Here is a 14,236-nt window from a genome sequence, read left to right on the forward strand (position 1 = left end):
AACGTGTGGAGTCGACCGGTACTAATAGGCCGAGTGGCTTGAACACACGGCACGATCAAGATGAATCGCTGTGTGGTGTTCGCGTCCCTGTGTGGTTCCCAGAAAACAACCTGGGCACCCGTGAGTTTATATGTGAAGATCGAGCCTGGTTGCTTGGACGAGTCTTCCCGCACCCCCTGGTGGGGTGTTGGGGTTGGTCGTTCGGTGGTTATGGCGGAGGGGAAACACCCGGTCCCATTCCGAACCCGGAAGTTAAGCCCTTCAGCGCCGATGGTACTGCATGGGAGACTGTGTGGGAGAGTAGGACACCGCCGGACTCATATTATGGAAGGCCCCGCCGAATTTCGGCGGGGCCTTCCGCATTTGTGGGGTCTTTTGGTTCAGCGGCCGCCGGGCGGTGGTGAGGTCAGTCCCAGGCGCCCGTGGCCGCGGCTTCGGAGACGAAATCCTCGAAGGTTCGGGGCGGTCGGCCGAGGGCCTGCTGGACGCCGTCGGAGACTTCGGCGCCGTGACCGTCGCGGACGGCCACGAGCAGGCTCGTCAGCAAGCGGGCGGCATCGGCCGGCACGCCGGCGGCGATCTGATACTCCACGAACGTCTCCGGAGCCACGTCGACGTGGCGGATCGTCCGGCTCGTGGCCTTGCCGATGAGTTCTACGGCCTCGCCGACGCTGATCGCGCGCGGGCCGGTGAGCTGGTAGATCCGGCCGGCGTGCCGGGCGTCGGTCAGGGCGGATGCGGCGATTTCGGCGATGTCCTCGGCGTCGATGAACGCCGTGCGGCCGTCCCCGGTGGGCAGAGTGAGCGTTCCGCTGAGGATTCCCGGGCGCCAGAACGACTCGCTGAAGTTCTGCGCGAACCAGCCCGGGCGCAGGATGGTCCACTCCGCGCCGGAGTCGCGGACGGCCTGCTCCACCGCCTTGAGTGGATTCTCGTCGCCGGCGTCCCCAACGCCGTAGGCGGACAGCAGCACGAGCCGCAGCACCCCTGACGAGACCGCCTGGGACACGAACCGGGGCAGGGGAGCCTGGCCGTCCGGGTGCGGGCTGCGGTTCGGCTCCAGCAGGTAGACGGCGGTGACGCCGTCGAGGGCGGCCGTCCAGGTCGCCGGGTCGTTGAGGTCGAAGGTGATATCGCCGGCGGTGCGGGATGCCGCGCGCACCGTCCGTCCGGCGCTCCTGAGACGCCGGACGATGCGCCGGCCGGTCTTGCCGGTGGCACCGAGGATGAGGATGTCGTCCATGCCCATCAGCGAACCGCACCTGCCACTGGACGATCCATGGGAGAACGTCGCGGATTCATTTGTGAACGTCTAGCGTGGGCGGAGTGGACGTTCTGAGCGACCTCCTGCACCGTGCTCGGGCCAGGAACACTCTGGTGAGGCAGTTGATCCAGCGGTCGCCCTGGGCGCTGTCCTTCGCCGACGCCGCCCCGCTCACGGTCGTGACGGTGCTCGGCGGTGACGCGTCGGTCCGGCTCGATGACGGCGATACCTCATCGGCTCGCCTGGCGGCGGGCGACATCGCCCTCATCGGTGCGAAGACCGGCTACACGATCGCCGACAGTCCCACCACCCGGCCCGAGGTCGTCATCCGGGAGGGGAGGAAGTACCGTCTCGACGGAGGCGAACCGGTGGACTGGACGGGCTGGAACACCGCTCCCCGAACCTACGGGGACGGCCGTCCTGGCGGCACGACCATGCTCCGCGGTGTCTGCGAACTCCATGGCGATGTGGGGGACCGCCTGCTGGCGATGCTCCCGCCGCTGGCGGTCGTACCGGCCGGGCCGCGTACGCGGCCGGCGCTCGACCTGCTGGCCGCCGAGGTCGCCCGCGACGAGCCGGGCCAGGACGCCGTCCTGCACCGGCTGCTGGACCTCGTCGTCGTCCTGGCGCTGCGGGCCTGGTGCGCCGGGCCGGGGTCGGCGCTTCCGGCCTGGTACCGGGCGCTGTCGGATCCGGCCGTCGGGGAGGCGCTGCGGCTTGTGCACGGGGATCCGGCCCGCCGCTGGACGGTCGGCGCGCTGGCCGCGGAGGTCGGCATGTCCCGCGCCGCGTTCGCGGCGTCCTTCGCCGCGCTGGTCGGCGAGCCGCCGCTGACCTACCTGACCGGCTGGCGGATGACGCTGGCGGCGGACCTGCTCCGCGACACCGACGCGACCGTCGCCACCGTCGCCCGCGAGGTCGGCTACGAGGACGCGTTCGCGTTCAGCGTGGCGTTCAAACGCACCCGCGGCACCAGCCCCTCTCTGTGGCGGCGCCAAGCCCGCTGATGGAACGCACGGCCACATCGGCCGCCGAGCGCGCCTCAGGTGAGGACGTTGAAGACCGCTTCGGCGCGGTCGCGCTTGCTGTAGAGGTCCCAGGCGGCGTTGGCGAGCTTGTCGGGGTCGAGCGTGCGCACGGTCATGTCGCCGAGCCGGTCGGGGTCCGAGGTGGCCATGCGGTGGATGTCGCCGCGTTCGATGAGGCCGCCGATGGTGAGCGTGCCCGCGTACACGCCCTCGCCGGCCAGCGCGGCGTTCAGGGTGACGGCGTAGTTGCGGAGGGCCGCGGACGCGAGCGCCAGGTTCCCGATCATCGGCATCGGGACGACCGCGCTGAGGCCGCCGGCGAACAGCAGCCCGCCGTCCCCGCGTTCCAGCATGCCGGGCAGCACCGCGCCGACGGTGTCGATCGCCGGATACACCCAGCTCATCCCCTCCCGTGCGGTCGGCACGTCGGTCTCGGTGATGGGCACCGGAAGGGCGGCCGGGTCGGCCGCGCCGGGGCCGTAGTAGACGATGTCGATCGCGCCGTGCCGCGCCGTGATCTCGTCGAGGGCCCGGAGCAGGGCGTCGCGGTCCCGGACGTCGGCCGGGTGGGACGTGGCCTCGATGCCGGCGGACGCGAGCGAGGCGAGATAGCCGGGATGGCGGCCGCCGTTGCGGGAGACGAGAGCGACGGCGTGCCCCTCGCGGCCGAAGCGGTGCGCGATCGACAGGCCGAGCCCGGGGCCGGCGCCGATGACGACGGTGGTCATGACGGAACCTCCTGAATTTGAGGATGCCCTCAACTTAGCAGAGAAGTCGAGGGTGCCCTCAAGTTCATAGGATGGGCCCATGCCGAAGACGAGGCGGGCGGACGCCGCGCGGAACCGCGACAAGCTGCTGGACGCGGCCGCCGCGGTGTTCGGCGAGCGCGGGCTGGACGCTCCGCTGGAGGAGGTCGCGCGCCGGGCCGGGGTCAGCATCGGAACGCTCTACAACCACTTCCCGGCGCGGCAGGACCTCTTCGACGCGATCTTCCCCGCCCGGCTGGCGGCCCTCGACCGGCTCGCCGAGACGGCCCTGGCCGATCCCGATCCCTGGGCCGGGTTCGTCGCGTTCGTCGAGGGCCTCGTCGCGTTGCAGGCCGGTGACCGCGGCCTCAACGACGTGCTCGCGCGCCGCTTCCCGCTCGCCTCCGAGCTGAGCGAGGCCTGCCATCGCGGTTTCGCGCACCTGGCCCGGATCGTCGAGCGGGCCAAGGAGGCGGGACGGCTGCGCGGCGACTTCGAGACCTCGGACGTGATGCCGCTCATGTGGGCGACGTCCCAGATCATCCGCGAGTCAAAGGACGCCGGGCCCGACGTGTGGCGCCGGTTCCTGGGGTTCGTGCTCGACGGTCTGCGCGCCGATGCGGCCCATCCGCTGCCCGTCCCGGCGCTGACCCCGGAACAGATGGCAGGGTTCATGGACGGGCCGCCTCCGGGCGCCTGATCAGGACGCGGCTTCCAGCTCCGTCAGGAGGGCTTCGACGGCTTGCAGATCGTCCTCGCCGAAGACGTGGACGCCTTCGCGGCGCAGAAGGGCCGCCGTCACGCCGCTGCCGGAGATCGACGTGCCGGTGAACGTGCCGTCGTAGACGCGGGCGCCGCCGCAGGACGGGCTGCCCTCCTTGAGGAGCGCGACGCGGGCGCCGGCGCGCCGGGCGGCGGCGAGCGCGAGGCGGGCGCCGCGCACGAACGCGGCCGTCACGTCGGTGCCGGCATCGGTGACGACCCGGGCGGTGCCGTCGAGCACGGCCGCGCCGTCGCCGCCGACGAGCTCGGCGGGCGGGCGCGGGACCGGCAGGCCGCCGGAGACCTCGGGGCAGAACGGGACGAGGCGGCCCTCGGCGCGCCACCGTTCGAAGAGCCCGGCGGCGACCGGCTTGGCGGCGCCGTCGTACCGGACGGGCCGTCCCACGAGGCAGGAACTGACCAGTATGCGCTCCACGCCTCCAGCCTATTCACCAGCTGACGAGGAGCTCCCGCGGACGGTGCACGAACCGGCCCGTGTGCCACGGCACCTGATCGGCGGGCACGGCGAGCCGGAGACCGGGAAGCCGTTCGGTCAGCGCGGCAAGGGCGACCTGGAGTTCCATCCGGGCCAGGGACGCGCCGAGGCAGCGGTGCAGGCCGTGCCCGAAGGCGATGTGCGGGTTGCTCTCGCGGTCGAGCTCCAGGGTCTCGGCCTCGGAGAACACCGCCGCGTCGCGGTTGGCGGCGGCGAGCTCCACGAGGACCTGCTCGCCGGGGCGCAGCCGGACCCCGCCGAGCTCCGTCTCCTCCAGCACGAACCGCGTCAGCGACCCCTGGGCGATCAGCGGCACGTACCGCAGGAGCTCCTCGACGGCCGTCGGCACGAGGCCGGGATCGGCGGCCAGCCGCGCGTAGTCGCCGCTGTCCAGTAGGAGGAAGACGAAGTTGGGGATCTGCGAGGCGGTCGTCTCGAACCCCGCCCCCAGGACCGCGCGCAGCAGGTTGTTCAGCTCGTCGTCGCTGAGGCGGTCGCCCTCGATCCGCTCGCGGACCAGCGAGCCGATGAGGTCGTCGGTCGGGCGGTCCACCCGCTCGGCCGCCAGATCCGCGAGGTAGCCGTTCATCTCGGCGATGGAGGCCATGACCTCGTCGGCGGTCATCTCGCTGGTGCTGAGAAGGGCGTCGGTCCACGCGGTGAAGCGGGCCCGGTCGGCGACCGGGACCCCGAGCAGGTCGCAGATGACCTGGATGGGCAGCGGGAGCCCGAACCCCTCGACGAGGTCGGCCGGGGCGCCCGAGCCGATCATCGCGTCCAGGAGCCGGTCGGCGATCCGCCGGGTCCCGGGGCGCAGCCCCTCCACGCGGCGCGGCGTGAACGTGCGGTACACGAACCGGCGCAGCCGGGTGTGGTCGGGCGGGTCCTCGGTGAGCAGCGTCCCGCTGGTCGGGTCGACGGGGGTCATGCGGGCCACGCGGTCGGCCGGGATGCCGGCGCGGTCGTGGTCGCGGCCGAACGCCGGATCGCTCAGGACGGTGCGGGCGTCCTCGTACCGGGTGACGAGCCAGGCGGGATCCCCGAACACGAGCTGGACGCGGACGGGCGCTCCGCCGGAACGCGCGTCGCCGAGCAGCGGGGACGGCCGGAGGGCGCGGTCGGACGGGAACGGGAATTCTGGAAGCTTCGGCACAGCTGCTCCAAGGTGACGCATCCGGGGATCGGGGGATCGTCCAACGCGCGAGTCCGCTGTGCCGATAATCGCCCCGGTCACCACTTTGAGACATCGCCGATATGCCAGTGCACCCTTGCCTTCACGGGCACTTACCGCTGCCTCGGAAGGAATTATGGCGCCGCACAATGGGCGGCGCTGAATGCCATATAACGACCGCGATCGACAAGTGATTTCCCGGCGAGGGCGGGAACGTCGCGCAATCGGATGAGAACCGTGCTCTCGGCGACAATCGCCAGGATATCGGCGCGGCAGACCGGAAAAGCGCCGGTGCTCCGAGTGAAAGCCTTGTCGGAAACACCGCTCCGGCGGGACCGTCTCGTCCGATACCTCGGCAGCGGCGGCCTTGGCGTGCCCCGGCGGGGGCGGACACGGGCTCCTGCACCACCATGATGAGCTGGGGATGATCTGCCGGCGTGGGCCGCGGCACCTTGGAAGGGAACCTTCATGCGCGTTGTGTCAGAGCAGCACCTGGCTCGGGTCCTGGCGGGCCTGCCGGGACGTCCGCGGATCGTGGCCGGCGGGAACTTCGCCGCGCCACGTCACGCCCTGGAGATCCTGGACGGTGCGCTCGGCGAATACCGGCTGTTCATGCTCAACGCACAGGGGCGGTTGCCGGATCGGAACGGCGTCGACCTGGAAACGCCGTTCGTCGGCGCCGGGATGCGCGGCAAGGCGAACCTGCGGTACTTCCCGTCGCGCCTTTCGCTGGTGCCGAACCTGCTGAAGGAGTCGCTGCCGCCGGACGTGGTGATCGTGCAGACCACGCCGCCGGCGGCCGGGACCGTCTCGCTCGGGATCGAGGTCAACATCCTGCCCGCCGCCATCGAGGCGGTCCGGGCCTGCGGCGGCCTGGTCGTCGCCCAGCTCAACCCACAGATGCCCTACACGTTCGGGGACGCCGTGCTGGCGACCGACGAGATCGACTACGCGATCGAGGTCGACGAGCCGCTCGCGACCCCGGCGCCGCGCCCGCCCGGCGAGATCGCCCACGAGATCGGCGAGCGGGTCGCCGGGCTCGTCCCCGACCGCGCCACCCTCCAGCTCGGCATCGGCGCCGTCCCCGACGCGGTGCTCGCCTCGCTCCTCGGCCGGCGGGGGCTCGGCGTGTGGTCGGAGATGTTCAGCGACGGCGTCCTGGCGCTGGAGAAGGCCGGCGCGCTCGACCCCGGCTCGCCGATCACCGCGTCGTTCGCCTTCGGCACCCGGGAGCTCTACGACTGGGCCGACCGCAACGACCGGGTCCGGATGCTGCGCACCGAGAAGACCAACGACCCCGGCCTCATCGCCCGCCGCCCGCGCATGGTCTCGGTGAACTCCGCGCTCCAGGTCGACCTGTACGCGCAGGCCAACGCCAGCCGCGTGCACGGGGTGATCTACTCCGGGTTCGGCGGGCAGACCGACTTCGTGGTCGGCGCGCTGCACTCCCCGGGCGGGCACGCCATCATCGCCCTGCCGTCCTGGCATCCCCGCGCGGACGTCTCCACCGTCATCGCGCGCCTCACCGGCCCGGTCACCTCGTTCCAGCACAGCTACATCGTCAGCGAGCAGGGCGCGGCCACCGTCTGGGGCAACGACGCCGTCTCCCAGGCGCAGCAGATCATCGACAACGTCGCCCATCCGTCCGTCCGGGACGAACTGCGCGAGCAGGGCCGCGAGCTCGGCTTCCCGCTGCGCTGAGGAGAGGACGGCCGGCGGCGGACGCGCCTGACCCGGCCCGGCCGCCGATGTTCGTAGGCTGGGTCCATGGGGGACGAACCGCAGGTGAGCACGCTGGGTCTGGTGTTGCATCCGAGCCGGCCCGTGGACGAGTCGATCGCCACGATCCTCGCCTGCGCCGAGGAGCGGCATGCGCGGGTGCTGGTGCGCCAGGCCGACGCGCGCCGGGTGCCGGCCGGGGTGGACGTCGTGCCCGAGGACCGGTTCGTCGAGCAGGTGGACGGTCTCATCGCCCTGGGCGGCGACGGGACGATGCTGGGCGCGATGCGGCTGGTGATCGACCGGCCCGTTCCGGTGCTCGGCGTCAACCACGGCAACCTCGGGTTCCTCACCGAGGTGGAACCGGTGAGCCTTCCGGCGGCGCTGGCGCAGCTCGCCGACGGCGACTTCACCATCGAGCCGCATCCGGCGCTGTGGGTGGACACCGACAGGGCGTGCCTCGCCGCGCCGTCCGGGTTCAACGACGTGGTGCTGGGACGGCCGTCCCGTTCCGGCGCGGTCTCCCTCGACCTCAGCGTCAACGGCCAGCAGTACGGCTACTACCGCGCCGACGCGGTCGTGGTCTCGACGCCGACCGGTTCGACCGCGTACAACTACGCGGCCGGCGGGCCGATCCTGTCGCCGTCCTCGGGCGCCCAGGTCATCACCCCGGTCGCGCCCATGTCCGGCATCAGCAGGCCCGTCGTGCTCGGCCCGGCGGACCAGGTCCACCTGGCCGTGGCGGCCGACAGCGCGCCCGTCACCGTCGACATCGACGGGACGCCCGCCGTCGACCTCGGGCACGCCGACTGGCTGACCACCACGATGCGTCCCGAGGCGGGACAGGTCGTCAGGCTGTCCCAGACCACGCACGCCAGCCGCAGCCGGGTCAAACTCAGCCTGCTCGACCTGCCGCTGCGCCCCGACCAGCTGCTGGACCTCATCCCGCCCGAGGTGCGCCGCCACGCCCAGATCACGGCCGCGCACCTGCAATCGGTCGCCACGTCCGACTCCGGCCAAGAGCCCGGACCACCGGACTGATCGCTTTTCGGTGAAGGCGCAAAGGCGTCTTGCATCACCCCGGGCCCCGGCGAATAGTAATGGGCATCCCCCGTCGATTGGGAGCCCGGCATGGTCCTTCTCGGCCGTCGACTCCCGGAGGCGCCCGCCGCGCGACGCCCCCGGGGCTCGGTACTGGTTTCCTGGCTGACCACCACCGACCACAAGGTGATCGGGCACCTGTATCTGATCACCTCGTTCCTGTTCTTCCTGCTGGCCGGCCTGATGGCCATGGTGATCCGGGCGGAGCTCGCCTCGCCGGGCCTGCAGATCGTTTCCAACGAGCAGTACAACCAGCTGTTCACGATGCACGGCACGGTGATGCTGCTGCTGTTCGCGACGCCGTTGTTCGTCGGTTTCGCGAACGTGGTGATGCCGCTGCAGATCGGCTCGCCCGACGTGGCGTTCCCGCGGCTGAACATGCTGAGCTACTGGCTGTTCGCGCTCGGCGGCCTGATCGTGTTCGCGTCGTTCATCTCTCCGGGCGGCGCGGCGAGTTTCGGCTGGACGGCGTACGCACCGCTGAACAGCGCGCTGCGGTCGCCGGGCGTCGGCGGCGACATGTGGATCATGGGGCTCGCGCTGTCGGGATTCGGGACGATCCTCGGCGGCGTCAACTTCATCACCACGATCATCGGAATGCGGGCGCCGGGAATGACGATGTTCCGGCTGCCCATCTTCACCTGGAACGTGCTGCTGACGAGCCTGCTCGTGCTGATGGCGTTCCCGGTCCTCGCCGCGGCGCTGCTGTGCCTGGAGTCGGACCGCCGGTTCGGCTCGCACGTGTTCGACGCGGCGTACGGCGGCGCGCTGACCTGGCAGCACCTGTTCTGGTTCTTCGGTCATCCCGAGGTGTACATCATCGCGCTGCCGTTCTTCGGGATCATCACCGAGGTCATTCCGGTGTTCAGCCGCAAGCCGCTGTTCGGCTACTTCGGGATGGTCGGCGCCACGATCGTGATCGCCGGGCTGTCGATGTCGGTGTGGGCGCACCACATGTTCACCACGGGCCAGGTCCTGCTGCCGTTCTTCTCGTTCATGTCGTTCCTCATCGCGGTGCCGACCGGGGTGAAGTTCTTCAACTGGGTCGGGACGATGTGGCGCGGCAACCTCAGCTTCGAGACGCCGATGCTGTTCGCCGTCGGATTCCTCGTGACGTTCCTGTTCGGCGGGCTGACGGGCGTCATCCTGGCCTCGCCGCCACTGGACTTCCAGGTGCAGGACTCCTACTTCGTGGTGGCGCACTTCCACTACGTCGTCTTCGGCACGGTCGTGTTCGCGATGTTCTCCGGCTTCTATTTCTGGTGGCCGAAGATGACCGGGAAGATGCTGAACGAGGCGTGGGGGAAGGTCCACTTCTGGACGCTGTTCGTCGGCTTCCACACCACGTTCCTCGTCCAGCACTGGCTCGGTGCCGAGGGGATGCCGCGCCGGTACGCCGACTATCCGGACGAGTTCGCGGCGTTGAACCGGGTCTCCAGCGCCGGGGCCTTCCTGCTCGGCATATCGACGCTGTTCTTCATCTACAACGTGTACCGGACGGCCCGGCACGGCACCCGCGTCCAGGCGGACGACCCGTGGGGCTACGGCAATTCGCTGGAATGGGCGACGTCGTGCCCGCCGCCGCGCCACAACTTCACCTCCATCCCGCGGATCCGCTCGGAAAGGCCCGCGTTCGACCTGCACTATCCGAAGGCGGCCGAGGTCGAAGCCGGGACGGCGCCGGGCGAAGAGTCCTAGCCTGGACGGTATGGAGCCGGAAACGGAGAATGCGGCCGACTGGGCGGCCTGGCACGGCGCCTACGACGACCCGGAGTCGAACCTGTCGCGGCGGCTGGCGACCGTCCGGGAACGGATCCGCGAGGTGCTCGACGGGGCGCCGCCCGGCCCGCTCCGGGCGGTCAGCCTGTGCGCGGGCGAGGGCCGCGACCTGATCGGCGTCCTGGCGGACCATCCGCGCCGCGGCGACGTGACCGCCCGGCTCGTCGAACTGGACGAGGGCCTGACCTCCTCCGCCCGCGCGGCCGCCGCGGCGGCCGGGCTCGACGGCATCGAGGTGGTCACGCGCGACGCGTCCTGGACCGGCGCCTACGCGGGCGCCGTCCCGGCCTGGCTCGTCCTCGCCTGCGGCATCTTCGGCAACGTCACCGAGGCCGACATCGAGCGGACGATCGGCATGCTGCCGCGGCTGTGCGGGCCCGGCGCGCACGTCATCTGGACGCGCAACCGCCGCGAGCCGGACATGGTGCCGCAGATCGGCCGCTGGTTCGAGGAGCACGGCTTCGAGGAGCGGTGGCTGTCACCCTCAGAGGACGGGCACTGCGTCGGCGTCCACCGCTTCGCGGGCGAGCCCGTCCCGCTCGGAGACGACGTCCGGATGTTCGAGTTCATCGGCTACTACAACATCTGGACGGACGAGCCCGCGCCCGCTGAGCGGCGCCAGGAGGACCGGACATGACGGCGCCCGCGCGCGCTTGGCGAGCGCACGCGGGCGGCGGCGGAACGGCTACTTGGCGATGCGGCTGACGGCGATCTGCGCGACGCGCACCGCCGCGGCCGGGTTGAGGCGGACGCCGCGCCAGGCGATGCGGCCGTGCGCGGGCGCGACGATGAGCGCCTGGTTCTTGGCGACGCCCTTCATGACGTCGCGCGCCAGCTTCTCGGCCGTGTAGAGGCGCGGCGACGCCTTGGCGATGTCGCCGGTGGCGTTGCCGCTCAGCTGCGTCTCGGGCAGGTCCGGGTTGACGTTGTGCAGCAGCGGGGTGTCGACGAAGCTCGGGCAGACCACGCTGACCTTGACGCCGCGCCCGGCGGCCTCGGCGCGCAGGCCGAGCGACAGGCCCACGACGGCGTGCTTGGTGGCGGTGTAGGGGATGCCGATCGGCATCGGGACGAGCCCGGCGAGCGAGGCGGTGTTGACGATGTGCCCGCGGCCCTGCTCCAGCATGATCGGGTAGGCGGCGTGCACGCCGTGCACGACGCCCTTGAGGTTGATGTCGATCGCGCGGTTCCAGTGGTCGAGGGTCAGCTCCTCGGCCAGCCCGCCGATCGCGATGCCGGCGTTGTTGAACACCAGGTCGAGGCTGCCGTTCTCGGCCTTCACGCGCTTGTAGAGGTCGGTGACGGCCTCGGCGTCGGTGACGTCGAGGGGGGCGGAGGACGCCTTGCCCCTGCCGAGGGTGTTCAACCGGTCCGCGACGGCGGCGGCGCCGTCGGCGTTGATGTCGCTGACGACCACGGTGTCGCCGCGCGCCACCAGGGACGTGGCGATCGCACGGCCGATGCCGGACGCGCCTCCGGTCACGATCGCGATGCTCATTCTGCGCGCTCCGCTCGGTGCTCGATGCCGGCGCGGGCCGTGCCGCGCGGCTAATTGGATATTGCGTTCAATTGCGGGGATTCTACGGGGTGCGGCGGGGGAGCCGACACTCACCCCGCTACGAAACCGGGACCGCCGTCTCCTCGCGCCCCTCCACCTGGAAGTCGCTCGGGTCGAGGCGCCGGGTCCGCAGCCAGTACGCCACGGTCGAAGCGGGCCAGGCGGCCCGGTTGACGCCGTTGCGGTCCAGGTACCAGCTGTCGCAGCCGCCGGCCACCCACACCGCGCCCTGCGACTTGCGCTGCACCCAGGCGTTGAAGCGGTCCTGCACCGACGGCTTCACCGAGATCCGGGCGCCGCCCGCCGCGTCCAGCATCGCCAGGCACTGCAGGACGTAGCGGACCTGCGCCTCGATGATGAAGATCATCGAGTTGTGGCCGAGGCCGGAGTTCGGCCCGAGCAGCAGGAACAGGTTCGGGAAGCCCTTCACCGCGACGCCGAGGTGCGCCTCGATGCCGTCCTTCCAGGCGTCCTGGATCTTCAGCCCGTTCCGTCCCACGATCCGCGCGTTCTCGAACGCGTCGGTCACGTGGAACCCGGTGCCGAAGATGATCGCGTCCACCTCGTGCTCGCGGCCGTCCCGGGTGACGATCGAGTGCTCGCGGACCTCGGCGATCCCCTCGGTGGTCAGCTCCACGTTGGGCCGCGTCAGCGCCGGGTAGTAGTCGCTGGACACCAGCGTCCGCTTGCAGCCCATCGTGTAGTCCGGGGTGAGCTTGCGGCGCAGCTCCGGGTCGGGCACCTGGCGGGCCAGATGCCACTGCGCGATCGAGCTGGCGGCCTTGAGCAGCTTCGGGTTCTTGAACCCGAGGACGAAGCTCTCCTGCAGCAGGTAGATGCCGTTGCGGTAGCTCCGCTGGAAGCCGGGGACGCGCCGGAACAGCGCCTTCTCCACGGCGGTCACCTTGCGGTCCGGCTTCGGCATGATCCACGGCGGCGTCCGCTGGAACACCGTCAGCGACCCGGCCCGCTTGGCGATCTGCGGGACGAACTGGATCGCCGACGCACCCGTCCCGATGACCGCGACGCGCTTGCCGGTCAGGTCGTAGGAGTGGTCCCACTCGGCGGAGTGGAACGTCTTCCCCTCGAAGGAGGCCAGGCCCGGCAGGTCCGGGATGTTCGGCTGGTGCAGCGGGCCCATGCCGGCCGCGAGCGCCCGTCCCCGGACGACCTCGCCCGGCCCGGCGCCCGCGCCCTCGACCGACAGCTGCCAGGTGTCGGTGGCGTCGTCGTACTCGGCCGCGGTGACCTCGGTGCCGAACCGGATGTGCTGTTCCAGCTCGTACTTGGCGACGATGTCCTTGATGTACCGCAGCAGCTCGCCTTGCTTGGGGAACATCCGGGACCAGTCGTTCTTCGGCTCGAACGAGTAGGAGTACAGCAGCGACATGATGTCGCAGGCGCACCCGGGATAGGTGTTCTCCCGCCAGGTGCCGCCGACCTCGTCGGCCTTCTCCAGGATGACGAAGTCGTGCACGCCGGCCTTCTTCAGCCCGATCGCCATGCCGAGGCCGGAGAATCCCGTCCCGATGATGACGGCCTTGTAGGGCCCGCCCGGCCCGGCCGCCGGCGTCACCACGGCGGCGTCGCTCGTCCCGGCCATGCTCAGGCGGCCTCGGCCTGCTCGACCGGGCGGCGGGTGCCCGGCTCGTCCCAGATGCCGAACGCCTTCCAGACCCGCTTGTTCACCGGGTCGATGACGCCGAGCTCGGCCATCAGGTCGCGGATCTTGCCGACCGAGTTGGAGATCTCCGCCTGCGCGGCCGGGTTCTTGTAGGCCTGCCGGACGACGTCCTTGGGGATGTTGAAGTGCCGCACCAACGGCCCGGGCGGGGACAGCATGATCCGCGCCATCACGCCGAGCACGATCGGCGTCGCGAAGCCGAGGATCCGGCGGCGCGCGGCGGGCAGCTTGGGGATCCGGTGCTTGAGGTAGTGCCGGGCGAAGGAGATGTGCCGGGCCTCCTCCGCGATGTGGATCTTCATGATCGTCTCCTCGAGCGGGTGCTTGATGTGCCCGCCCTTGAGGGACTTGCGCTGCACGTAGTCGATCGGGTCCTCGCCGCCCAGCACGAACACGAAGAACATCTCGGTGCTGACGAGCGGGATCCACGGGGCGGCCTGCGCGATGAGGCTGAGCGAGCGCGGCATGCCGCGGATCGGCATCTTCGTCCGGTTCACGAACTCCTGGAACATCATCCCGTGGTGACATTCCTCGGTCGTCTCGTGGTAGACGTACCGGAACTCCGGGCGGCCGTTCGGCAGCCGGTAGGCGTAGTTGAGCAGCCCCCGCTTGAGCAGGTTCTCGAACTGCAGGCCGATCTTCATCGCCGTGGCGACCCGCCACAGCCCGATCTGCGACTGGATCTGCGGCGGCTGCGACCGGTACCACTCGGTCTCGCCGAGCCGGTCGAACTGCGGCAGCACCCAGCGCGGGTCGTTCTTGTCGACCTTGAAGTCGGGGTCGTCCCACGGGATGTCGGCGTAGGCCTCCCAGTGCTTGTCGACCGACGCCTTGTTCAGGCGGTCGACGACGCCGAGGTAGGACTTCCGGTCCTTGACCTGCTCGCGGACCTCGTCGGCGAGCTCGGTGGGGGCTTTCGGCATGTGAG

Annotated in this window: 13 protein-coding genes and 1 rRNA gene; 7 read left to right on the plus strand and 7 right to left on the minus strand. The window is 70.7% G+C overall.

The window, feature by feature from the left end; all coding sequences use genetic code 11:
* The first annotated feature begins 200 nt into the window (after nucleotides 1-200).
* A 5S ribosomal RNA gene (gene rrf / locus QP089_RS16035) occupies nucleotides 201-317 on the plus strand.
* 89 nt (nucleotides 318-406) lie between these two features.
* Here rrf and QP089_RS16040 read toward each other — a convergent pair.
* Nucleotides 407-1,243, minus strand: a complete 837-nt coding sequence (locus QP089_RS16040) for an NAD(P)H-binding protein (RefSeq protein ID WP_285912406.1) — start codon at nucleotides 1,241-1,243, stop codon at nucleotides 407-409.
* An 83-nt stretch (nucleotides 1,244-1,326) separates the two neighbouring features.
* Between QP089_RS16040 and QP089_RS16045 the strand changes: the two genes are divergently transcribed.
* On the plus strand, nucleotides 1,327-2,271 hold the full coding sequence (locus tag QP089_RS16045) for an AraC family transcriptional regulator (protein WP_285912407.1): 945 nt from the start codon (nucleotides 1,327-1,329) through the stop codon (nucleotides 2,269-2,271).
* Nucleotides 2,272-2,306: 35 nt separating this feature from the next.
* Here the strand turns inward: QP089_RS16045 and QP089_RS16050 are convergent, their stop codons facing one another.
* Nucleotides 2,307-3,020 carry an SDR family NAD(P)-dependent oxidoreductase gene (locus tag QP089_RS16050; RefSeq protein ID WP_285912408.1) on the minus strand — a complete coding sequence of 238 codons (714 nt, stop codon included), beginning with the start codon at nucleotides 3,018-3,020 and terminating at the stop codon, nucleotides 2,307-2,309.
* A 79-nt stretch (nucleotides 3,021-3,099) separates the two neighbouring features.
* Here QP089_RS16050 and QP089_RS16055 point away from each other — a divergent pair, with 79 nt between their 5' ends.
* Nucleotides 3,100-3,738, plus strand: a complete 639-nt coding sequence (locus QP089_RS16055) for a TetR/AcrR family transcriptional regulator (protein WP_285912409.1) — start codon at nucleotides 3,100-3,102, stop codon at nucleotides 3,736-3,738.
* Here the strand turns inward: QP089_RS16055 and QP089_RS16060 are convergent, their stop codons facing one another.
* Nucleotides 3,739-4,236 carry a 2-thiouracil desulfurase family protein gene (locus QP089_RS16060; RefSeq protein WP_285912410.1) on the minus strand — a complete coding sequence of 166 codons (498 nt, stop codon included), beginning with the start codon at nucleotides 4,234-4,236 and terminating at the stop codon, nucleotides 3,739-3,741.
* Between the two features lie 13 nt (nucleotides 4,237-4,249).
* Nucleotides 4,250-5,449 carry a cytochrome P450 gene (locus tag QP089_RS16065; protein ID WP_285912411.1) on the minus strand — a complete coding sequence of 400 codons (1,200 nt, stop codon included), beginning with the start codon at nucleotides 5,447-5,449 and terminating at the stop codon, nucleotides 4,250-4,252.
* Between the two features lie 486 nt (nucleotides 5,450-5,935).
* Here QP089_RS16065 and QP089_RS16070 point away from each other — a divergent pair, with 486 nt between their 5' ends.
* The 4 genes from QP089_RS16070 (at nucleotide 5,936) to QP089_RS16085 (ending at nucleotide 10,703) form a co-directional block, all read left to right on the plus strand.
* A complete protein-coding gene (locus QP089_RS16070; protein ID WP_285912412.1) occupies nucleotides 5,936-7,168 on the plus strand; it encodes an acetyl-CoA hydrolase/transferase family protein in 1,233 nt (410 codons plus the stop codon).
* A gap of 66 nt (nucleotides 7,169-7,234) precedes the next feature.
* Nucleotides 7,235-8,227, plus strand: coding sequence for an NAD(+)/NADH kinase (locus QP089_RS16075; protein WP_285912413.1), 993 nt, complete (start codon nucleotides 7,235-7,237; stop codon nucleotides 8,225-8,227).
* A 90-nt stretch (nucleotides 8,228-8,317) separates the two neighbouring features.
* Nucleotides 8,318-9,985, plus strand: a complete 1,668-nt coding sequence (ctaD, locus tag QP089_RS16080; RefSeq protein WP_285912414.1) for an aa3-type cytochrome oxidase subunit I — start codon at nucleotides 8,318-8,320, stop codon at nucleotides 9,983-9,985.
* A gap of 10 nt (nucleotides 9,986-9,995) precedes the next feature.
* Nucleotides 9,996-10,703 (plus strand): SAM-dependent methyltransferase, encoded by a 708-nt coding sequence (locus tag QP089_RS16085; protein ID WP_285912415.1) that lies wholly within the window; start codon nucleotides 9,996-9,998, stop codon nucleotides 10,701-10,703.
* 48 nt (nucleotides 10,704-10,751) lie between these two features.
* On the opposite strand, the gene QP089_RS16090 is transcribed toward QP089_RS16085, so the two are convergent.
* From QP089_RS16090 to QP089_RS16100, 3 genes are all read right to left on the minus strand, one after another.
* Nucleotides 10,752-11,564: an SDR family NAD(P)-dependent oxidoreductase gene (locus QP089_RS16090; RefSeq protein WP_285912416.1), complete on the minus strand. Its 813-nt coding sequence runs from the start codon at nucleotides 11,562-11,564 to the stop codon at nucleotides 10,752-10,754.
* A 118-nt stretch (nucleotides 11,565-11,682) separates the two neighbouring features.
* Complete coding sequence (locus QP089_RS16095; RefSeq protein ID WP_285912417.1) at nucleotides 11,683-13,227, minus strand: flavin-containing monooxygenase; 1,545 nt, start codon at nucleotides 13,225-13,227, stop codon at nucleotides 11,683-11,685.
* A 2-nt stretch (nucleotides 13,228-13,229) separates the two neighbouring features.
* Nucleotides 13,230-14,231 (minus strand): AurF N-oxygenase family protein, encoded by a 1,002-nt coding sequence (locus tag QP089_RS16100; protein WP_285912418.1) that lies wholly within the window; start codon nucleotides 14,229-14,231, stop codon nucleotides 13,230-13,232.
* Nucleotides 14,232-14,236: the final 5 nt, after the last annotated feature.

It is taken from the genome of Actinomadura opuntiae (assembly GCF_030283205.1).
GTDB lineage: Bacteria > Actinomycetota > Actinomycetes > Streptosporangiales > Streptosporangiaceae > Spirillospora.

What these genes read in the sequence shown, in the direction of transcription:
- QP089_RS16040 (WP_285912406.1), bottom strand. Translation starts at nt 1,243, where the DNA reads ATGGACGACATCCTCATCCTCGGTGCCACCGGCAAGACCGGCCGGCGC.
- QP089_RS16050 (WP_285912408.1), bottom strand. Translation starts at nt 3,020, where the DNA reads ATGACCACCGTCGTCATCGGCGCCGGCCCCGGGCTCGGCCTGTCGATC.
- QP089_RS16055 (WP_285912409.1), top strand. Translation starts at nt 3,100, where the DNA reads ATGCCGAAGACGAGGCGGGCGGACGCCGCGCGGAACCGCGACAAGCTG.
- QP089_RS16070 (WP_285912412.1), top strand. Translation starts at nt 5,936, where the DNA reads ATGCGCGTTGTGTCAGAGCAGCACCTGGCTCGGGTCCTGGCGGGCCTG.
- QP089_RS16075 (WP_285912413.1), top strand. Translation starts at nt 7,235, where the DNA reads ATGGGGGACGAACCGCAGGTGAGCACGCTGGGTCTGGTGTTGCATCCG.
- ctaD (WP_285912414.1), top strand. Translation starts at nt 8,318, where the DNA reads ATGGTCCTTCTCGGCCGTCGACTCCCGGAGGCGCCCGCCGCGCGACGC.
- QP089_RS16085 (WP_285912415.1), top strand. Translation starts at nt 9,996, where the DNA reads ATGGAGCCGGAAACGGAGAATGCGGCCGACTGGGCGGCCTGGCACGGC.
- QP089_RS16090 (WP_285912416.1), bottom strand. Translation starts at nt 11,564, where the DNA reads ATGAGCATCGCGATCGTGACCGGAGGCGCGTCCGGCATCGGCCGTGCG.
- QP089_RS16095 (WP_285912417.1), bottom strand. Translation starts at nt 13,227, where the DNA reads ATGGCCGGGACGAGCGACGCCGCCGTGGTGACGCCGGCGGCCGGGCCG.
- QP089_RS16100 (WP_285912418.1), bottom strand. Translation starts at nt 14,231, where the DNA reads ATGCCGAAAGCCCCCACCGAGCTCGCCGACGAGGTCCGCGAGCAGGTC.